16 protein-coding genes and 1 pseudogene are annotated in these 19,473 nt (G+C 65.0%); 6 read left to right on the top strand and 11 right to left on the bottom strand.

Going from position 1 to position 19,473, the window contains the following annotated elements:
* Positions 1-275: 275 nt before the first annotated feature.
* A complete protein-coding gene (gene katG / locus ACJ70B_RS03985) occupies positions 276-2,408 on the top strand; it encodes a catalase/peroxidase HPI (protein WP_408959119.1) in 2,133 nt (710 codons plus the stop codon).
* A gap of 69 nt (positions 2,409-2,477) precedes the next feature.
* On the opposite strand, the gene ACJ70B_RS03980 is transcribed toward katG, so the two are convergent.
* The 3 genes from ACJ70B_RS03980 to ACJ70B_RS03970 form a co-directional block, all read right to left on the bottom strand.
* Positions 2,478-3,770, bottom strand: coding sequence for a hypothetical protein (locus ACJ70B_RS03980; protein WP_408959118.1), 1,293 nt, complete (start codon positions 3,768-3,770; stop codon positions 2,478-2,480).
* A 231-nt stretch (positions 3,771-4,001) separates the two neighbouring features.
* Positions 4,002-4,592, bottom strand: coding sequence for a DNA-3-methyladenine glycosylase family protein (locus ACJ70B_RS03975; RefSeq protein ID WP_408959117.1), 591 nt, complete (start codon positions 4,590-4,592; stop codon positions 4,002-4,004).
* A 72-nt stretch (positions 4,593-4,664) separates the two neighbouring features.
* Positions 4,665-6,545, bottom strand: a complete 1,881-nt coding sequence (locus ACJ70B_RS03970; RefSeq protein ID WP_408959116.1) for an L-aspartate oxidase — start codon at positions 6,543-6,545, stop codon at positions 4,665-4,667.
* Between the two features lie 397 nt (positions 6,546-6,942).
* Between ACJ70B_RS03970 and ACJ70B_RS03965 the strand changes: the two genes are divergently transcribed.
* Complete coding sequence (locus tag ACJ70B_RS03965; protein ID WP_408959115.1) at positions 6,943-7,521, top strand: hypothetical protein; 579 nt, start codon at positions 6,943-6,945, stop codon at positions 7,519-7,521.
* Between the two features lie 130 nt (positions 7,522-7,651).
* Here ACJ70B_RS03965 and ACJ70B_RS03960 read toward each other — a convergent pair whose 3' ends face one another.
* Entirely contained in the window at positions 7,652-8,797 is a 1,146-nt protein-coding gene (locus ACJ70B_RS03960) for an acyl-CoA dehydrogenase family protein (RefSeq protein WP_408959114.1), read from the bottom strand.
* A 115-nt stretch (positions 8,798-8,912) separates the two neighbouring features.
* On the opposite strand from ACJ70B_RS03960, the pseudogene ACJ70B_RS03955 reads away from it, so the two are divergent.
* Positions 8,913-10,079, top strand: a pseudogene (locus ACJ70B_RS03955) (3-hydroxyacyl-CoA dehydrogenase NAD-binding domain-containing protein); the annotation flags it as partial.
* Positions 10,080-10,289: 210 nt separating this feature from the next.
* Positions 10,290-10,862 carry a HalX domain-containing protein gene (locus ACJ70B_RS03950; RefSeq protein ID WP_408959113.1) on the top strand — a complete coding sequence of 191 codons (573 nt, stop codon included), beginning with the start codon at positions 10,290-10,292 and terminating at the stop codon, positions 10,860-10,862.
* Here the strand turns inward: ACJ70B_RS03950 and ACJ70B_RS03945 are convergent.
* The 6 genes from ACJ70B_RS03945 to ACJ70B_RS03920 form a co-directional block, all read right to left on the bottom strand.
* The gene (locus ACJ70B_RS03945; RefSeq protein ID WP_408959112.1) at positions 10,859-12,829 is read right to left on the bottom strand and encodes a PAS domain S-box protein; all 1,971 of its coding nucleotides are present in this window, start codon (positions 12,827-12,829) and stop codon (positions 10,859-10,861) included. The genes ACJ70B_RS03950 and ACJ70B_RS03945 overlap by 4 nt on opposite strands.
* Before the next feature lie 179 nt (positions 12,830-13,008).
* Positions 13,009-14,160, bottom strand: a complete 1,152-nt coding sequence (locus tag ACJ70B_RS03940) for an acyl-CoA dehydrogenase family protein (RefSeq protein ID WP_408959111.1) — start codon at positions 14,158-14,160, stop codon at positions 13,009-13,011.
* Positions 14,161-14,256: 96 nt separating this feature from the next.
* Positions 14,257-14,682, bottom strand: coding sequence for a hypothetical protein (locus ACJ70B_RS03935; RefSeq protein WP_408960075.1), 426 nt, complete (start codon positions 14,680-14,682; stop codon positions 14,257-14,259).
* Between the two features lie 141 nt (positions 14,683-14,823).
* A complete protein-coding gene (locus ACJ70B_RS03930; protein WP_408959110.1) occupies positions 14,824-15,198 on the bottom strand; it encodes a cupin domain-containing protein in 375 nt (124 codons plus the stop codon).
* A 110-nt stretch (positions 15,199-15,308) separates the two neighbouring features.
* Positions 15,309-15,734, bottom strand: coding sequence for a nickel-responsive transcriptional regulator NikR (gene nikR, locus ACJ70B_RS03925; protein WP_408959109.1), 426 nt, complete (start codon positions 15,732-15,734; stop codon positions 15,309-15,311).
* A gap of 134 nt (positions 15,735-15,868) precedes the next feature.
* The gene (locus tag ACJ70B_RS03920; RefSeq protein WP_408959108.1) at positions 15,869-16,639 is read right to left on the bottom strand and encodes a creatininase family protein; all 771 of its coding nucleotides are present in this window, start codon (positions 16,637-16,639) and stop codon (positions 15,869-15,871) included.
* Positions 16,640-17,366: 727 nt separating this feature from the next.
* On the opposite strand from ACJ70B_RS03920, the gene ACJ70B_RS03915 reads away from it, so the two are divergent.
* Complete coding sequence (locus ACJ70B_RS03915; protein ID WP_408959107.1) at positions 17,367-18,107, top strand: mechanosensitive ion channel family protein; 741 nt, start codon at positions 17,367-17,369, stop codon at positions 18,105-18,107.
* A gap of 9 nt (positions 18,108-18,116) precedes the next feature.
* On the opposite strand, the gene ACJ70B_RS03910 is transcribed toward ACJ70B_RS03915, so the two are convergent.
* On the bottom strand, positions 18,117-18,638 hold the full coding sequence (locus ACJ70B_RS03910; RefSeq protein ID WP_408959106.1) for a hypothetical protein: 522 nt from the start codon (positions 18,636-18,638) through the stop codon (positions 18,117-18,119).
* 129 nt (positions 18,639-18,767) lie between these two features.
* Here ACJ70B_RS03910 and ACJ70B_RS03905 point away from each other — a divergent pair, with 129 nt between their 5' ends.
* Positions 18,768-19,211: a hypothetical protein gene (locus ACJ70B_RS03905; protein ID WP_408959105.1), complete on the top strand. Its 444-nt coding sequence runs from the start codon at positions 18,768-18,770 to the stop codon at positions 19,209-19,211.
* The last annotated feature ends 262 nt before the right edge of the window (positions 19,212-19,473 follow it).

Raw genomic sequence — 19,473 nt, 5'->3', positions numbered from 1 at the left:
CTTCAATCGCGGTCTCGTTTTCGTCCTGACGGCATCGACCGGCGCGGACCGGTCGCTGACCGCGTAGTCGTGTTGCCGCTCGCTCGGCGACCGCTAGCGATAGCGGTGAGAGTCGTTTGCAGTATCGAAAACAATATGGGGCAAATCGTGAACTGGAAGTTGCGATCGGTACATCTATTATTCTCGGATCCAATCTTCCTCTCGTAGAGAGAATCTATGGTAGACGAGAATCTGGAACGCAGCGCGAACGGCGGTATTGCCGAGGTGAGCCGACGATGAGCGAGCGAAAGCGCAACCACAAGTGGTGGCCGAACGAACTGAGTCTGGACGTTCTCGACCAGAACGCCGAAGATGTCGGACCCTACGGCGAGGACTTCGACTACGCCGAGGAGTTCCAGAAGCTCGACCTCGAGGAGGTGAAAGCGGACCTCAAGGACCTGATGACGACGTCGCAAGACTGGTGGCCGGCCGACTACGGCCACTACGGTCCGCTGTTTATTCGCATGGCGTGGCACAGCGCCGGCACGTACCGCACCGTCGACGGCCGCGGCGGCGCTTCGGGCGGGCGACAGCGCTTTGCCCCCCTCAACAGCTGGCCCGACAACGTGAGCCTCGATAAGGCGCGACGGCTGCTCGAGCCGATCAAGCGCAAGTACGGCCGCAAGCTCTCGTGGGGCGACCTGATCGTCCTCGCCGGAAACGTCGCGCTCGAGTCGATGGGCATGGAGACGCTCGGCTGGGCCGGCGGGCGCGAGGACGCCTTCGAGCCCGACGAGGCCGTCTACTGGGGTCCCGAGACCGAGTGGGAAGCGCCCCAGGACGAGCGCTTCGACGAGGAGGATGAACTCGATGAACCGCTCGGTGCCACCGTGATGGGGCTCATCTACGTGGATCCAGAGGGGCCAAACGGGAATCCGGAGCCGCTCAAGTCGGCGGAGAACATCCGAAAGGCGTTCGGCCGCATGGCGATGAGCGACGCGGAAACGGCCGCGCTCATCGCAGGCGGGCACACGTTCGGCAAAGCTCACGGCGCCACCGACGACGACATCGGTCCTGAGCCCGAGGCTGCCTCCATCGAGGACCAGGGGCTCGGCTGGGCCGACTCCGGAAAAGGCTCCGAGACGACCACCAGCGGTATCGAGGGCGCCTGGAACGCCTGGCCGACGATGTGGGACACCTCCTACCTCGACAACCTGCTCGACTACGAGTGGGAGCTGACCGAAGGTCCCGGCGGCGCGAAGCAGTGGCAGCCGGTCGAGGAGGAGGCCTACGACACCGTCCCGGACGCCCACGACCCGTCGGAGAAACACGCCCCGATGATGATGACGACGGACGTCGCCCTCAAGCGCGATCCGGAGTTCCGGGAGATCATCGAGAACTTCCGCGACAACCCGCCAGAGTTCCTCGACGCCTTCGCGCGAGCGTGGTATAAGCTGATCCACCGCGACATGGGCCCACCGGAGCGGTTCCTCGGCCCCGACGTGCCCGAGGAAACGTTCGTCTGGCAGGATCCCGTCCCCGACGCCGACTACGAACTGATCGGCGAGGAGGAAGCCGCCGACCTCAAGGCTGAGATCCTCGGAACGGAACTCTCCGTCTCGCAGCTGGCCAAGACCGCCTGGGCGGCGGCCTCGACCTACCGCGACAGCGACAAGCGCGGCGGTGCCAACGGCGCTCGCATCCGCCTCGAGCCACAGCGGAGCTGGGAGGTCAACGAGCCGGCACAGCTCGAGACCGTCCTCGAGACCTACGAGGCGATTCAGGAGGAGTTCAACGGCGCTCGAGACGACGACGTGCGCGTCTCGCTTGCTGATCTCATCGTGCTGGGCGGTTACGCGGCCGTCGAGCAGGCGGCGGCCGACGCCGGCTACGACGTCGAGATTCCGTTCGAGCCCGGCCGGACCGACGCCACGCAGGACCAGACCGACGAGGAGTCTTTCGAGGCGCTCAAGCCGGAAGTCGACGGATTCCGCAACTACTTCGGCGGCGAGTACGACCAACCGCCCGAGGACCTGTTGGTCGACCACGCCGATCTGCTGGACCTGACGGCCTCCGAGATGACGGTGCTGGTCGGCGGCATGCGCGCGCTGGGCGCGACCTACCAGGACTCCGACCTCGGCGTCTTCACCGACGAGCCGGAGACGCTGACCAACGACTTCTTCGTGAATCTACTCGACATGGGCTACGAGTGGGAACAGGCCTCGGAGTCCGAGGACCGCTACGAGCTGATCGACCGCGAGACCGGCGAGGTCGAGTGGGAGGCCAGCCGCGCGGACCTCATCTTCGGCTCGAACTCCCGCCTTCGCGCCATCGCGGACGTCTACGCGGCCGAGGAAGAGACGTTCGTCGAGGACTTCGTCGATGCGTGGCGCAAGGTCATGACCAACGACCGCTTCGACCTCGAGTAGGCGTTATCGGCCGTCGCAGCCGCCATGAACCACGGCGGCTTCGACGTGTGCCGTGCGTGAGACGACCGATCACTCGCTGTGGATGACGACCTCGTCGTCCGTGATCTCTTTGATTTGTGCCGTATCGATGGGGTAGTCGTCGTCGCCGTGGCCGCCCCAATCGAGGCGCGCCTTGAGTCGGTCCGTCAGTCCCGGCTCTGGATCGATGTAGGCGGTCTGTTCCTCGACCTCGGCGATCATCCCGATCTGGTTGCCGTTCTCGTCGACGACGTCTTTCCCCTGCTCGTCCCGCGAGAGTTCGATTATCGCCGGCTCGGCCGCCTCGTCCGTCGCTCCCATGCCGGTGTCGGTCTCGGTGCCGGCCGTGGCCTCGGCGGATTCGGTCGCCACTTCGCCGGTCGGTTCGGCTTCCATCTCGCCGTATTCCTCGACGTCGATGATCTCGCCTTCGATCACGTCGCTGGCGACCATCTCGGACTCGAGCAGTTCGGTCTCCTCGAGCATGTATCGCATCCGCACCTGCTCGACCACCTCTTCCTCGACCGTTCGGCGCTCGATGAGTTCGCTCTGGACGGCGTCGCCTTCGGTCCGCTGGCTCTGGATCACTTCTCGTTCGATCACCTCGTCGGCCATCACGTCCGAACGGACGACATCGCTCTCGAGGATCGACCGCTGGACGGTATCGAGTTCGATGTCCGTCTCGACCGCCTCGATCTCGTCGCGCTCGATCGCTTCGTCTTGCTCGATGTCGACGTCGACGACGCGGCTCTCGACGGTGTAGCGTTCGATTTCCTCGATGGTATCGAGGGTGGTCTCGTCGACGATCAGTTCGATGGTGTCGTCGCTTACGAACTCGGTGTCGACGATCTCGCGGCTCAGGAGCTCGGAATCGACGACTTCGCGTTCGACAACCTCCGTGTCGACCACTTCGCTCTCGATCGTGTCCCGCTCGACGATCTCCTGTTCGACCACCTGCGTCTCGACGATTTCCGTCGTGACCGTCTCGCCGCGTCGCAGCGAGTCCTCGAGTTCGTCCCGGCCGAGGTCGGTTCGCTCGAACGCCTGTTCACGGTCGACGATCTCGAAAAAGCCCATCTCGTTGCCGGACGGCTCCTCCTCGTGGTAGACGAACACGAGATCCTCGTCCTGAAACCGGTTGTTGAACTCATCCCAGGTGTATTCCTCGTGGGTCTCGCCGACCTCGTCCCGGCGGGCGAACGAGTGGCCGTGGTCGTCGCGGTCACGGACTCTGACCGGGACCGCGTCTCGAGCCTCGGCCCACTCTCTTATCCGCTCGGTATCGGTCGTCATTCGCCGTTTATTCGCCGTGTCCGTGTCAGTCGAGGACGAATCGTTTGCCATCTCGTCGTGCGCTGGCACGGCTCCGTACTTCAGTATCAGTGACCGTCTCGTCGGGTCAGTTTCGCGTTTCTCGAGCCCCCTCTCGCGGCCGGCAGTGGCCGGGACGTAATCAACTGTTGCCGATTCTCGTAGGAACCGTTTCACGACTCGGCCGACGAGTAGCACGATGTTACCGGGGACGAATCGGGGGCGGTCGACGGCCGCCGATCACATGGTTCGGCGGCGACGTCCTCAGTCCGACTCGTACTCGGCCCAGATGTATCGCGTCGCAGTGCTTCGGTACGGCCGCCACGGCTCGGCGATCTCGCGCATCTCTCCGCGGGTGAGATCGTCACCGTTTCCGTACAACTGCTCGATGCCGCGGCGAACGGCGAGGTCGCCGAGGGGGAGGACGTCCGGTCGCTCGAGGACGAACAGGAGGTACATCCGCGCCGTCCACGCGCCGATCCCTTTGATCTCGGTCAGCAGGTCGATGACCTCCTCGTTGGAGTAGGTGGCGAGCCCCGCCCGCGTGTAATCGCGGTCTCGAAACGCGCGGGCGGCGTTCCGGAGGTAGTCGACTTTCATCTCCGAGAGCCCCGCATCGCGGAGCGCCGACTCGTCGGCGGCCAAGACGGCCGCCGGGGTCACGTCTCTGTCGAGGAGATCGAACACGCGCTCTCGGACGGCCGCCGCACTCGCCGTCGAGAGCTGCTGATTGATGATCGAGATACAGAGCCGCTCGTACTCGTCCCAGTCCGGTTCGATGTAGGGATCGTGGCGGTCGACCAGTTCCGCCATCACGGGGTCCTCCCGGAGGACGGCGTGTGCCTCGTCTCTCATACGAAGGTGGATGCGAGAGTAGGGGACCGAAAACGCATATGCGTCTCGGTCGCCGCCGGTCGACCGGCACGCTTACTCGAGGTGGTGGTAGTCGAGTTCGTACCCTTCCGCAAGCGCCTCTCGGACGGGGTCGCTCGGTTCGGCCACGCCGCGACGGGTGATCGACAGCTCCCCGGTGTCGGCGGCGACGACGAGGTTTACTCGCCAGTCGGCGTCCGTCTCGGGGTAGTCCGTCCGATAGTGGGCACCGCGGGACTCGGTCCGCTCGAGCGCCGTCCGAAGCATCGCCTCGGCGACGGTGAGGCTCGCCGAGAGGTCGACGGCGTACTCGAACGATTTGGATGTCCGTCCGCCATCGACGCGGAGATCGGTCGTCCGTTCCCGGAGTTCCTCGAGTTTCTCGAGCCCCATTCGGAGTCCCGCTTCGTCGCGGAGGATGCCGGCGTGCTCCCAGAGCAGGTCGCCGAGGTCCTCGAGGAGTGCTCTCGGCGTGACGGTGCCGTCCGCGGCGGCGAGCGCGCGATGGGCGCGGAACTCCCGTTCGGCCAGTGCCCGCTGGCCGTCGGTGACGCTGGGGACCTCGTCGGCCTGCGTCACCGCGCTCGCGACGTGGTCGCCGACGAGGTTTCCGATCGCGACGGTTTCGGCGAGCGAGTTCCCGCCGAGGCGGTTCGCGCCGTGGACGCCGGCGACCGTCTCGCCAACGGCGTAGAGGCCCTCGACGCCGGTCTCGCCGGTCCGGAAGTCGATGTCGACGCCGCCCATCGTGTAGTGAGCCGTCGGCGCGACCGTCATCGGCTCTTCGGTGATGTCGACGCCAAGGGACTCGAAGCGCTCGACCATCGATGGCAGCCGCTCGCGGACGTACTCGGGATCCCGGTGGGAAATGTCGAGGAAGACGCCGCCGTCCTCGGTACCCCGTCCTTCGCGAACCTCTCGAGCGATGGCCCGTGCGACGACGTCGCGAGCGTCGAGTTCCATCTGCTCGGGCGAGTAGCGCTCCATGAACCGCTCTCCGTCGGCGTTGTAGAGCCGGCCGCCGTCGCCGCGGACCGCCTCCGTGACGAGCCGGCCGTCCCACTCTCCGCCGTAGCGCTCGCCGACCATCCCGGTCGGATGGAACTGGACGAACTCGAGGTCGAGTAGCCGCGCGCCGGCCTCAAGGGCAAGCGCCTGGCCGTCGCCGTTGTTCTCGTCGTCTCGCGAGGAGTGGCGGTGATAGAGCGCGGAGAACCCGCCGGCCGCGAGCACGACGTGGTTCGTCCGGAACAGCAGCCCCTCGCCGGTCTCCATGTCGAAGCCAACGGCCCCGTCGACGCGCCGGCCGTCGGAGAGCAGTCGGGTGATCAGCACGTTCTCGCGGTGGGGGATCTCGAGGTCGCGAGCGCGGTCGATGAGCGTCTCGAGCATGGCCTCACCGGTTCGATCGCCGACGAAACAGGTGCGGCGATAGGACTGTGCGCCGAAGTAGCGCTGATTGATATCCCCGTCGTCGGTCCGGTCGAACGGCACGCCCCAGTCCGCGAGTTCGCGGATGCGATCGGGCATCTCCCGTGCGGTCAGTTCGACGGCGTCGGGGTCGTTCAGGTGGTGGCCTTCGGTGAGCGTGTCCGCCGCGTGGATCGGCCAGTCGTCGTCGGGATCGAGCGAACCGAGCGCGGCGTTGACGCCGCCGGCCGCCCACGTCGTGTGTGCGTCGCCGTGGTCGCGCTTGCCGATCACGAGCGGCTCGATACCTGCCTCGGCGAGTTCGATCGCGACGCGAGCGCCCGCCGCGCCCGCCCCGATGACGAGCACGGGCGTCGTCACGACCTCGTACTCGAGGTCGCCGGCCGATTCCGAGTCGATATCGGTCTCGATGCGGTTCTCGAGGCCGGCGGGAGGCCGTCCGCGACTCGTCGCTCGGCGATCGCCGGCGGTCGGTCCGTGGCTGTCGGACGGTGTCGCTGTCATCGTATTACCATCAGTGCCGGCCGCGTTTAGACCCGTTCCCGAACAGTGTAAAGTCCGTCTTGGTCGCCCGAACGCCGCGTTTTGGCCCTCGTGTGCGATTTTCGATGAGAACCCGACCGGAGACTGGCGGTCGCTCATCCCGCCACCGGTAGTGACGTGGCGGCCACTACCGCCAGAAGCTCTCGTAACTAACGACGGTTCGGCACTCGTTGACCCGTTCGTTTCGGTATTTGCAACTGACACCCGATCCGATCGGTGTTCGTTCGAATCGGAGGCACGGAATGGCCGGCACGGCTAGCTTGGTCAACGGCAGTTATACCCCATTTTCATCCATACTCCACACCTATTAATATAACTATAGTAAGGAATAACGGCCAGTAATTCCGCCCGAGGAGCGATGACAGCTAATTACACAAGACGATCGGTGCTGACACTCGCGGCCGGGAGTGCAGTCGCCTCGGCCACCGGGGTTGCAGCGGCACGCGGAAACGGTGCACAGGCACAACAAGGGGGAAGCGGAATCCTTCGACAGTACTATCTCCGTCACGACGAACGGTTCCAAATCGTCAGGGAGTCGTCCGTCGTCACCAGAGGGTGTCGCGGCCGTCCGAAGGAGTGGCAGTGCTACGTGATCCAATACGAAAGCGACTGCCACGAAGTTCGACTGCTCGTCAATCCCAACCGCAGACTCGATCTGGACGAGGCGGACGAGTGGCACGAGTTCACCGCCGCCCGCCCGCTCGAGTGCACGGACCAGGAGGGCAACCCAGCGCCGTACTACAAGGTGTCGTTCAAGCCGGCGACATCGGGTGGGCCGGGGAACGGTCGCGGAACCGGACGAGGCCGTGGCCGAGGTAACGGAAAGAGCCGTGGACGGGACAACGGAAAGAGCCGTGGACGGGACAGCGAAAAAGGTCACGGCCGGGGTAACGGAAAGGGCCATGGCCACAAACACGGCAGAGATACCGGTCACTGATCGGCTCGAGCGCCGAACACCGGGCCCGACCACTGTAACGGCCCGTAGAAAAGCGGAGAAGCGAGTGGGCGAGCAGACGTCTTTGACGAGAGAGTGTCGCTCTCTTGAACGACAGCGCAAACGTTCGTCGTTAGTCGTCCAGCAGTTCCCGCGCGATGACGTTCTTCTGAATCTCGGTGGTACCCTCGTAGATCTGGGTGATCTTCGAGTCGCGGTAGAAGCGCTCGACGGGGAAGTCGTTGACGTAGCCGGCCCCGCCGTGGATCTGGACGGCCTCGTTGGAGACGTCGACGGCGACGCGGGAGGCGTACTCCTTGGCCATCGAGGCGAGTTTGGTGATGTCGTTGCCCTGATCGACGTTCCAGGCGGCCTTGTAGGTCAGGTTGCGCGCGGCTTCGGTCTTGGTCGCCATGTCGGCGAGTTTGTGCTGGATAGCCTGGAACTCCGAGATGGACTGGCCGAACTGCTCGCGGTCCTCGGCGTACTCGAGGGCGGCCTCCAAGGCTCCTTTCGCGATGCCCAGTCCCTGCGCGGCGACGCCGGTGCGGGTGGCGTCGAAGAACTGCATCTGCTGGAGGAAAGCGGCGTCTCGCTCGCCGACGAGGTTCTCCTCGGGGACGCGGACGTCGTCGAGGATGAGTTCGGCGGTGTCGGAGGCCCGAATGCCGAGCTTGCCGGTGATCTTGTCCGCGCTGAAGCCGTCGCGGTCGGACTCGACGATGATCTGGCTGAAGCCGCCGTAGCGGCTGTCGGCGTCGGGGTCGGTCTTACAGAGGACGACGAAGAAGTCGCCGATGGAGCCGTTGGTGATCCACATCTTGTTGCCGTTGAGCACCCACTCGTCGCCGTCTTTCTCGGCGCGGGTCGAGACCGAGGAGACGTCGGAGCCGGTGTCGGGTTCGGAAATCGCCGCGCCAGAGATCTTCTCGCCCGTCGCGACGGGCTCGAGGTACCGCTCTTTCTGGTCTTCGGTCCCGAACTCGCGGATGGCCTCAGTCCCGAACGAACAGGCCATGATCGAGAGCGCGATTCCGGGGTCGTGGGAGAACAGTTCTTCGGCGATGATCGCCGACTCGAGGGTCGAGTAGCCGGCACCGCCGTACTCGATGGGGATCGAAGAGCCGACGAGGCCCATCTCGGCGGCCTTGTCGACGATCTCGTGTGGGAATTTCTCTGCGGTGTCGTACTCCTCCGCGTTGGGAACGATCTCGTTCTCGGCGAAGCGCCGAACTTCATCGCGGATCTGTTGCTGTTCTTCGCTGAGTCCGAATTCCATGGACATTCGTTACTATCCGAGCGATAAAGAGCTTTGTAACCGTGAGTGAACGGAATTATAGTTTCTAGTCCGTAATAGGGAAACGTTGAAACGAGGGCGAGTGGGACTCTCGACTATGGATTTGGAGGACATCAACAGTATCACAGTTCTGGGTGCGGGAAACATGGGTCACGGTATCACGGAGGTAGCCACGATGGCCGGCTACGACGTGGTCATGCGCGATATCAACGACGAGTTCGTCCAGAACGGCTACGACCAGATCGAGTGGTCGCTGAACAAACTCGCCGAGAGCGATCACCTCACGGACGATGAGGCCGACGCTGCGCTCGAGCGTGTGACGCCGGTTGTCGATATGGAAGAGGCCGTCGCCGATGCCGATTTCGTCATCGAGGCCGTCCCCGAGCAGATGGAGATCAAGAAGGACGTCTACGGCGAACTCGAGGAGTACGCCCCCGACCGCGCGGTGTTTGCGACGAACACTTCGAGTCTCTCGATCACCGAACTGGCCGACGTGACCGAGCGCCCCGAGCGCTTCTGTGGCATGCACTTCTTCAATCCGCCGGTTCGGATGCAACTGGTCGAGGTGATCTCGGGCGCGGAAACGGCTGAGGAGACGCTCAAGCTGACCGAGGCCCTCGCCGAGGACCTCGAGAAGACGCCGGTTCGCGTCCGCAAGGACTCGCCGGGGTTCATCGTCAACCGCATCCTCGTGCCGCTGATGAACGAGGCCTGCTGGCTCGTCGGCGAGGGCGAGTCCACCATCGCCGAGGTCGACTCGACGACGAAGTACGGGCTGGGCCTGCCGATGGGCAGCTTCGAACTCGGCGATCAGGTCGGCAACGACGTGAGCTATCACGTCCTCGAGTACATGCACGAGGTACTCGGCGACGCGTACGAGCCGGCCCCATTGCTCGAGGAAAAAGTCGAGAACGAGGAACTCGGCAAGAAGACCGGCGAGGGCTTCTACGACTACGAGGACGGCGAGGGCGCACAGGTCCCGACCGATCAGCAATCGGACCGCGTCGAGGCGCGCCTGCTCGCGACGATAGCCAACGAGGCCGCGAAGCTGATCGGCGGCGACGTCGCGCCGCCCGAATCGATCGACGAGGCGGTCCGGCTGGGGGCCGGGTTCCCCGACGGACCGGTCGAAATGGTCGACGACTACGGTCTCAAGCGACTCCACGAAACGCTCGAGGCGGCCCACGAGGAGACCGGTCACGAGCGGTACGCGCCTGCCGACTACCTCGCGGAGCGCGCCGACGCGGGTGGGTTCTACGAAAGCGACAGGTGATCCGCTCGGAGCGATTCCGAGCCGAGAGCCGATCGGGGCGGTTTCGCCGACGTTCGGGCGTCGATTGTCCGTGTTCGGACAGATCGGCGTCGGTCGCCATCATATTGTGCGTATCTGACATCTGGTCGCGAGATTTATCATGCAGAGGTACCATTGGTGACGCGTGGCTGTAATCGATGCAAAGAACGGAGGGGGAACCCGATGACTGACGGGCCCGAAATACTGGTCGTTGACGACGAAGCCCGGCTCGCGGACTTGTTCGCGGCGTGGCTTCAGGCCGAGTGGGACGTCGAGACGGCGTACGACGGAGAGGAAGCGCTCGAGAAGATGGCCGATTCCGTCGAGGTCGTCCTGCTAGACCGGCGCATGCCGGGGCTCTCCGGCGACGAGGTTCTCGAGGAGATCCGCGACCGGGAACGCGATTCGCGGGTCGTTATGGTGACGGCGGTCGATCCGGACTTCGACATCATCGAGATGGGGTTCGACGATTACCTCGTGAAACCGGTCTCGAAGGACGAGCTCGTCGACATGGTCGAGGACGTCGCCGACCGCTCCGACTACGAGTCCGATATTCAGGAGTACTACGCACTCGTTTCCAAGAAAGCCCTGCTGGAATCCGAGAAGGCAGACCGCGAACTCGCGGACAATGAGGAGTATCAGGAGCTCTGTGAGCGCGTCGACGAACTCGAGCAACGGGTCGACGAAACGGTCTCCGGTATGTCCTCCCACGACGACTTCGTCGGTGCGTTCGAGGACCTCCAGTCCGAACACTAACCGTCAGTTTCGAACTCGAATCGGGCCCCTCCGCCCTCGCTTTCGGTCGCGGCGACCGACCATCCGTGTCCGGCAGCTACTTCTCTGACGATCCAGAGGCCGATCCCCAACCCCTCCGACGACGACGAGACCGACGGATCGAACAGCCGACCCTGTAGCTCCTCTGGGAGGCCGTCGCCGTCGTCCGCGACGAAGAATCCACGGACACCACTTTCCCAGTCGTCCGCCTCGAGCGGGCCGACGCGAACGGTCACGGTCTCGCCGCCGTGTTCGACAGCGTTTCGGAAGCAGTTCTCGAGCAGTCGCAAGAGCCGCGAGCGGTCGGCCTCGAGCGTCGCCGTGGCCGTCACCGACAGCGTCGCCTCCGGCGTCGAGACGTGGTCCCACGCCTCGTGAGCGATCGACTCGAAGTCGACGGACTCCGCGTCGGTCGCCCACTCGCCCTCGCGGGCGATGGCCAGTACGTCTTCGATGATCGTCTCCATCCGGTTGAGTCCCTCGCGGGTCCGTTCGGCGTACTCGAGGTCGCCGGTCTCCTCGACGAGTTCGAGGTAGCCCTGGGCGACTCCCAGCGGGTTGCGGAGATCGTGGCTGACGATCCGGGCGAAGGCATCGAGGCGTTCGTTGCGTTCGTGGAGTTCGCGCTCGCGGCGCTTGCGCTCGGTGATATCACGCAAAACGCCGACGGTGCCGTGAAACTCTCCGCCGGGGATGAGGACCGCGATCTGGGCCTCGCAGGGGATCCGCTCTCCGGCTTTCGTCTCGAGCGGGAGCTCTAAGGTGTCGGTGCCGTCGCCGCGCTCGACCAGCGAGCGGATGGTGTCCGCGGCGGCGTCGACATCGTCGTCGTCGAACAGCAACGAGGCGTGTTCGCCGAGCAGCCCTTCGCGGCTGTAGCCGGTCATCTCGACGAGCGCGTCGTTAACCGTCGTAAAGTGGCCCGTGCTGTCGAGGACGTACATCCCGTCGCCCGCGGTCTCGACGAGGCGCTCGTATCGATGCAGCGTCCGCTCTTGTTGCTGATGGCGGCCGCGGAGGGCGATCGTCTCGAGGACGTGAGACGCGGCTGCCGCGAGCGCTCGAATAGCGTCTCGCTCCGCGTCGGAGATCGTCCCCGAGGCGTACACGACGATGACGCCGTATAGTTCGCCGGTCGCCGTAAGCGGTGCGACGACGGCCGATCGGATGCCGTGTTCGAACGCGCGGTCACCGAAGGGGACGGCGTCGCGGCTCTCCGCGTCGTAGCGACGGGCCTGCAACGTCTGCGTCCGTATCGCCTGCTCGAGCAAAGGATGATCGCCGTTTCCGATGGGAAACGTCCGCTGGAGCGACCACTCGACGGCGTCGGGGTCGGACAGCCACGGGACGACAGCGCGTTCGCCGCGGTCGTACTCGCCGACCCAGGCGGCCGAGAACCGCTCGCCGGCCGTGAGTTCCTCGCGGAGGATGCGCTCGACGGCGAGCGGCGAACGGACGTCGACGAGTCGACAGCGGGCAGCGGTGACGATTTCGGAGAGGTCCTCGGGAAGGTCGTGAATCGACGGCGTGCGCTCGTCGGCCGGCGTATCACCGGCGGCGCTCGAGCCGATATCAGCGCCGAGCTCGAGGTCCGACTCGGCGTCGATCTGCTTGGCAACGGCGTTTGCAAGCCGCGTGCCCGTCCCGGTTTCGGCCGTTCTCGCGGCGACTTCGCTCAGCACGGCGGCGTCCTCGTCGCGGTTTCTCCGGTGGACGAACGTCGGCGTCGTCGATATTTCGGCCTGGACGGTATCGACGAGCCAGTCCACGTTCGCGACCGTGCTCGCGTCGATGACGACCGCGTCGATCGACTCTCGCTCGAGTCGGTCGACGGCCTCGGACGATTGCTGGGCGATGACCACGTCGACGGGAGCGTCTGTCAGCGACAGCGTGACGGACGCGCGCGTCGATCGGTCGCTGCTCACACAGAGGACGCGCGGGCGGCTCATAGCGGTATACTCTCGGACATTGTCTTCATTGCGACGACAGTTGGGTTACCGGTATACACGGTACCGACCGGGATTGTTCTTTCGACCGACTCGTGAACCGATCGAGCCGATCGGCAGCGACGGCCGGGTCGACGATCGACCGGTCGCACCCGTCGTCGCTCGAGAAAGCAGGCAGCGGTTCAGGGAGCCTGTCCGTAGATCAGGTTCCGCTGGATCTCGTTTGCGCCCTCGTAGATGACCGGGATCCGCGCGTCGCGGTAGACGCGGGCGATCCGGCGCTCGTCGAGTATCGACCGGCCGCCGTGGAACTGCATTCCGCGCTCCGAGACGTCGACGGCCGTCTCGGTCGCCTTCGTCTTCGCCATCGCGGCCCAGTAGCCCGCGTTCTCCTCGTTTTCGACCTTCTCGCGGGCGCGCCAGGTGAGCGTCCGGGCGCTCTCGAACTCGAGCAGCATGTCCGCCAGATCGTGCTGGACGGCCTGAAAGTCGCTGATCGTCCGGCCGAACTCCTCGCGGTCGTGGGTGAACGCCCAGGCCTCCTCGATGGCGGCCGCTGCGATGCCGAGGCCGTGGCCCGCGACGGCGACGCGGCCGTGATTGAAGAAGTCCGCGAGCAGGAAGAAGCCGTCTCCCTCCTCGCCGATCAGGTTCTCCTCGGGAATCCGGCAGTCGTCGAACTCGATGTGAGCCTGTTTCGAGGCGCGCATCGCCATTTTCTCGGGGATATGCTCGGCCTCGTAACCGTCCGTGTCCGTTGGGACGATGAACATCGAGTGGTTGCCGTACGGGTTCTCTTCGTCGTCGCCGGTCCGTGCGTAGAGCGTGATCCAGTCGGCCTCGACGCCGTTGCCGATCCAGTACTTCTCGCCGTTTATCACCCACTCGTCGCCGTCCTTCTCCGCGCGGGTCTGCATCCCCGAGAGGTCGCTGCCGGTGTCGGGTTCGGACACGGCGAGACCGGAACGCTGCTCGCCTTCCGCCACCGGTCGGATGAACTCCTCGCACTGCTCATCGGTGCCGTGCTCGTAGGTGATCTCACAGCCAAAACTCGCGAGTTGGAGTGTCAGCGCGATCCCCGCGTCGGCTCGGTAGAACTCCTCGGTCATCGCGAGGAGTTCCGCGAGATCTAGCCCTCGGCCGCCCCACTCCGCCGGAATGTCTTGAGCCACGAGGTTCGCCTCCCGACCCGCCTCGAGGATCTCCTCGGGATACTCGCCCGCCTGAAAGTACTCCTGGGCGTTCGGTTCGATGTGCTCGCGGGCGAACTCGCGGGCCTCGGCCTTGACGTCCCGGGCGTGTTCCGGGATGATGCTGTCGTCGAGTAACTCCATAGCTCGTACCACGGTGACACGAGGCAAATAGCCGCGGTCGAACAATGCAACCTGAGAAACCGGCGCTAACACGTTCGATCGACTGTCGACGCCGTGTTAGCCGAGCATTCGCTCGAGGTCGTCGATCGAGGTGGCCGCGTCCGCGTGCTCGGGAAGTAACTGGAGATCCCAGACGAGGTCGGCAAGCAGGTGCGCGTAGAGGACGGCCCCGGTAAGGACCGCGAGCGGAACGCTGACGAGGGTGAGCGCCGGGACGACGACGCCAGCGATTACGACGTGGCTCAGCAGTCTCGAGAGGACGCCGACGTCGCCAGGCTCGAAGATGCGCGATTGGTCGCCGATCGCCGCGCCGGGATTCGCGAGACAGAATCTGACGGCGGTCCAGTCGCCGGTCTTGCGGCGAGCGATGAGGAAGTGATCGAGATCGATGAAGACGCCGACGGCGGTCCCGTAGGCGACGACGACTGCGGTGGGAATCGAATACCCGGCGAGGGTGACGGGCGAGAGCAGGGACGCGAGGATCGCTGCGACGACGAACGAGACGAGCGCGTGCTGTTTCGAGTAAATGGAACGTCACCTCCCAAAGACGAGTACGTCGATCCAGGAAACAGTTCCGCCGGGGGCGCTCGCGGGTTCGACGTGGACGGTTCCGCGACCGTCCTCCTAGCCCGCAAAGCCCGACAGGAGCCACTCGTCGCCATCCTCGTCGTCCGCGATACTCGGCGCACTTACGAGGACGAACGCGCTCTCGCTGTCGCCGTTGCGGATCTGTCGGGTCGACTCGGGCGGGATCGACAGCGCGTCGCCCGCCTCCATCGCCACGGGTTCATCGTCGACGACGACCGTCGCTTCCCCCTCGATGAGGACGTAGATCTCCTCGTGGTCGTTGTCGGTGTGGTCGTGTGGCTTGCTGTTCCACCCGGGATCGCAACGAGCCACTGTCACCCCAACTTGCTCGGTTTCGAGCGGGTCACTCAGAAAGTGCATCGCACTCGAGACTTGCTCGACCTCCTCGTAGTTGACCTTCCGGTATGTCATAGGTGACCATTGGGGAGGCCGACAGTAAAACTACGCGTTCCGGTTCGGTCCATGCAATTTCGGCGACAAACGGCGCTCGGCAGTCGGCACTCGGGGTCGGAACCGCGGCGTCAGGACTGGGCGAGCGGATCGAAGCTGTCGACCGGGATGACGGAGTAATCGACGGTCAGCGCGTCTCTGGTCGCTCGGATCTTTCCGACGAACGTGGAAATTTCCTCGAGTTCGCCCTCAAGGACGAACAGTTCCATGCAGTAGTGATCGCCGACGTGGCTGTGGAAGTTCGACGCGACGAGGGTCTCGTGTTCGTGGCGCAGGTTCATCATCCGCTCTTCGACGCTCGTGGTCTCGTAGTCGAACAGCACCGTGACGATGCCCATCAGGTCGCGGTCCTCGAGGCGCGTGTCCTCGAACTCCCCGAGGAGATTGCGGGAGGCTTCCCTGACGACTTCGCTTCGACCGGTGTACCCGTGCTCGTCGGCGAACTGGTCGAGGCGCTCTAGCAGTTCGTCCGGCATCGAGACGCTAACGACGGCCATATAATAACACATCCGGTGTCATCTATTAAGGCTTATTATCCGAATGGGTCGGCAGTGGGTGCCGGCTCGGGCGGAACCGCCTCGAGTGGTCTCGACGGCCTCGCTCTCGAGCGCGCCGTCTCACGGTGCCCCATCTAGACGTGGGCTTTCGGCATGAGGTCCGCGAAGTCCTGGGCGGCGAGCCACTCACAGAGCTGAACGAGCTGGTCGCTCGCGGCCTCGAACAGCCGCTCGCCCTTCTCGGCCGTCGCGTCCGTCTGGTCACCCAGCACCCCGTTGTCCGTGTTGTCCGCGGCGTCGTAGAACGTCCGCGAGCCGTGTTTGACTGTGTCGGCAGCATCGACACTCGGGACGCCGGTATCTCTGGCCTCCGCGAGCCGGTCGCCGTGGACCAGGTCCGGCTCGAGGTACTGGATCATCGCGGTCTCTTTGGGGCCGCCGTGGGGGCCGTTCTGATCGAAGAGGTCGTCGACGAGGTCGGGGATGGACTCGTCCCACATCCACTCGATGGCGTAGGCCGTCTCGTCCTGACGGAGCCGTGCGCCGACCTCTCGCAGGTGGGGGACGTTGCCGCCGTGGGCGTTGACGTAGATCACCCGGTCGATCCCATGAGACGTGAGGTTCCGCGTCAACGACTCCATGTACTGGCGAAATTCCGGCGGGTCGACCCACATCGTCCCGTGGAACTGGCGATGGTGGCCGCTGACGCCGACGTTGATCGTCGGCGTACAGAGGGAGCCGGTCCGCTCCGCCGCTTCGCGTGCGAACGCCTCCCCGATCACGTGATCGGTCGCCTCCGGCAGGTGCGGCCCGTGTTGTTCCGTCGAGCCGAGCGGCACGAGCGCGAGCGATTCCGCCGCGAAGTACGACTCGAGGTCCGGCCAGGCTTCGTCGCCGAGATACATGGTACGCTATCGCGCGTGAACGCTCAATAGCCTACTGGAAGCCGCCCCGTGTTTTGGTCTTAGAACCGCTCGAGTACGATTCGGACATCGGGCCGGCGAACGAGCCGGCGAGTACGCCGCCGCGACGCTGTCGGTAATAGTAGATTACCGATCCCGGATTTCAACGGCACGAATGACTGGACCCTGACATTCGAATAAGGGGATAAGAGACGTAGCGGCGGGCGTGTAGCGGCCTCTGAAATATATGTGTCCGCTCGAGTGCTGCTTTCTCCCGATCGCTATCGGCTCGGACCGTTCTTCGAAGCACACCGCCGACGGCCGTTCGTTCGCTCCTCGAGCCGGCGGTCACCTCCGTTCGACGTGTAAACGGCCGCGCCCCACTGGGTGTCTCGCCGACGGAACGCTATGAGCGAAAGTAGACACGTCCGGTCGCCCGGCGATAGACGGTACCGCTCGCCGGCAGACGACCGTCATCCGACGAGTATGTCAACTCGAGACAATCCGGGTTTATCGCCTGCGGGGCCGCCGACCGGGACGCGGTCGCGTTCGATACGCTGCGTCGTGTCCGAACGGATTCATAACCATCAGCCACGGTGCGCCCGCCGCGTAATTCGCCGTAACAGACAGTTCAATCGCCACACCGTCGCCGGTCGAGAACCGTTCCTTTCGCGGACAATTGATACCCACTCAATTACGAAGGTCGGTGGACGGCAACGGATACTCGCATATGGTACAGACATTCCCCGCCCAACAGGTGCAAGTTCCGAACTGGCTACAGGACCCCGTCGCGGAGTTGGTCACCTTCCTGCCACGCCTCGTCGGTGCGGTGGTCATCCTCCTCATCGGCTGGATCATCGGTCGGCTGGCAGGACGAGCCGTCCGTCGGATCGCCGACGGCGTCGAACTCGACCGTATGGTGCTCGAGACGCCGCTCGGACGCCTACTCGGCGGCACCGAGCAGGCGGTCTCGAGCGCGTTCGGAAAGCTCGCGAAGTGGTTCGTCTACGCGCTTGCAATCCTCGCGGCCGCGAACGCGCTCGCGATCACGCTGCTGTCGGAGTGGATCGCGACGGCGGTGTCGTACCTGCCGGCCTTTATCGCCGGACTGGCGGTCATCGTCCTCGGCTTCGTCGTGGCCGACTTCATCGGCGATGCGATCGAACGTACTCGCGCGGCGACCCAGACGGCTTACACCAGTTGGTTCGCGACCGGTGCGCGGATGTTCCTCTACTTCACCGCAATCGTCATCGGGCTCGACACGATGGGGATCGATGTCGGTATCCTCTACGTGTTCGCGCGAGCGCTCGCGTGGGGCCTCGGCGCGGCCATCGCTATCGGCGTCGGCGTCGCGTTCGGCTGGGGCGGCAAGGATTACGTCGCCGAGAACATCGGCGGCTGGATGGGACGGACGAGCGAAGTCGCACCGGGCGAGCAGCGCTCCGGTGGCCGATCGACCGACGACGACTGAGCGACCCGCTCAGTCGGCCGCCGAGCGAACGCCGTCCGGTTCGGCGGTCTGCTCGCGCGGAAAAAGCGGCTTCACCGGGACCACGACGTCGGACCGAACCAGCTGGCCATCCCGCGGCCGTACCTTCTCGAGATGGGCCAGCGAGTGGGTCTCGGCGTACCCCGATTCGATCCGTTCGATGGTCTCCTCGAGGGCGTCGAGGTCGACCCGTTCGATAGGGACGCGGTCCGTGACGACCGTGACGCTGTGCTGGCGGGCGTACACGTCGAGTCGGCCCTCGAAGGCGACCTCGAGGTCGGCGATCCACTCGTAGACACGGCCGATCGTCGGCCGATCGGGTGCCGTTGGGAAAGTGACCGACAGTTGGCATTGTTCGGGACGGTCGTACGCGTATCGTCGCCAGAGTCGGCGCGCGCGCCGCACACCAGCGCCGCCGGGGAGTCGTGAAACGATGCGCCTCGCTCGCTCGGATGCTGTCACCGCGCCGCGTCGGCTCGTCGTGTCGGAACCGGATCGGTCGCGTTCCCCCATTCGTTCTCACCGTCGTCTTGCCGGCACCGGTAATACATCCTTTGTTGTCCGATCCCGACCAACCCCATCGGCGCGTCGCGTCGCCGGTCCGCGAACGTTTTCTGCAATGGGTTACTACCGGGGAGCGACATGCCTCGAACAGGGCTCAGTCCGCCGGTTCCGCGACTCGTCGGTGGCGTCGCGCTCGTCGCCGTCGGCGTCGCGGGTAATGCCGCCTTTGACGCCCCGCTTCGAACGGTTCTCGCGCTTGTCTTGATCGCGCTCGGTGTCGCCGGCGTTACGAGCACGGCACGAGAGCACGGTCCGGCCAGACTCCGAACCGATGCGAAACGATGGTGGCTCCTCGCGCTCGCGGCGTTCGTCCCCTACGGACTCGCGACGGCTCCCGACAGCGAGTCGGCGGCCGCCGTCGGCGACGCGTTCGCCGGTCCGGTCGTCGGCCTCGCCCTCGAGGCGGTCGCCGGTGCGATAGTGCTCTGTGCGGTTTCGATGACGGTACTATACGGGCTCGCTCGCTACGGAGTTCACCCCGGACGACCGACGCCCGAAGAGCGCATCTTGACGGACGACTGACGCGGCGGACGGCCATCGGCGTCTCTCGACGGCCCGCCGTCGAACGGGCGGACTCGAGGTCACAAGTCACCTCGAGCCGCGGGCTACGATCGTGAGAGCAGGCGGTCCACACCGAACGAACTGGGAGAAATCCCTCATATCCTCCCGCTCGGGGTTCCACGGCCTGAAAGCCTGTGGCGATGTACTAGTACTGCTCCGGCTCGCAGTGCTGTCTGCGGTGTTGACTGCTGAATTCACGAGAGCCGCGACTTCCCCGCTCGCG

This window comes from Natrinema sp. 74, from assembly GCF_046097095.1.
Classification (GTDB): Archaea; Halobacteriota; Halobacteria; order Halobacteriales; family Natrialbaceae; genus Natrinema.
This window is presented reverse-complemented; position numbering and strand designations above follow the sequence as displayed.

Excerpts from the sequence above, each read along its gene's own strand:
- ACJ70B_RS03970 (WP_408959116.1), bottom strand. The coding sequence starts at position 6,545 with ATGACAGCGACACCGTCCGACAGCCACGGACCGACCGCCGGCGATCGC.
- ACJ70B_RS03950 (WP_408959113.1), top strand. The coding sequence starts at position 10,290 with ATGACTGACGGGCCCGAAATACTGGTCGTTGACGACGAAGCCCGGCTC.
- nikR (WP_408959109.1), bottom strand. The coding sequence starts at position 15,734 with ATGGCCGTCGTTAGCGTCTCGATGCCGGACGAACTGCTAGAGCGCCTC.
- ACJ70B_RS03965 (WP_408959115.1), top strand. The coding sequence starts at position 6,943 with ATGACAGCTAATTACACAAGACGATCGGTGCTGACACTCGCGGCCGGG.
- ACJ70B_RS03915 (WP_408959107.1), top strand. The coding sequence starts at position 17,367 with ATGGTACAGACATTCCCCGCCCAACAGGTGCAAGTTCCGAACTGGCTA.
- ACJ70B_RS03905 (WP_408959105.1), top strand. The coding sequence starts at position 18,768 with ATGCCTCGAACAGGGCTCAGTCCGCCGGTTCCGCGACTCGTCGGTGGC.
- ACJ70B_RS03930 (WP_408959110.1), bottom strand. The coding sequence starts at position 15,198 with ATGACATACCGGAAGGTCAACTACGAGGAGGTCGAGCAAGTCTCGAGT.
- ACJ70B_RS03920 (WP_408959108.1), bottom strand. The coding sequence starts at position 16,639 with ATGTATCTCGGCGACGAAGCCTGGCCGGACCTCGAGTCGTACTTCGCG.
- ACJ70B_RS03960 (WP_408959114.1), bottom strand. The coding sequence starts at position 8,797 with ATGGAATTCGGACTCAGCGAAGAACAGCAACAGATCCGCGATGAAGTT.
- ACJ70B_RS03945 (WP_408959112.1), bottom strand. The coding sequence starts at position 12,829 with ATGAGCCGCCCGCGCGTCCTCTGTGTGAGCAGCGACCGATCGACGCGC.
- ACJ70B_RS03980 (WP_408959118.1), bottom strand. The coding sequence starts at position 3,770 with ATGGCAAACGATTCGTCCTCGACTGACACGGACACGGCGAATAAACGG.
- katG (WP_408959119.1), top strand. The coding sequence starts at position 276 with ATGAGCGAGCGAAAGCGCAACCACAAGTGGTGGCCGAACGAACTGAGT.
- ACJ70B_RS03910 (WP_408959106.1), bottom strand. The coding sequence starts at position 18,638 with ATGGGGGAACGCGACCGATCCGGTTCCGACACGACGAGCCGACGCGGC.
- ACJ70B_RS03940 (WP_408959111.1), bottom strand. The coding sequence starts at position 14,160 with ATGGAGTTACTCGACGACAGCATCATCCCGGAACACGCCCGGGACGTC.
- ACJ70B_RS03975 (WP_408959117.1), bottom strand. The coding sequence starts at position 4,592 with ATGAGAGACGAGGCACACGCCGTCCTCCGGGAGGACCCCGTGATGGCG.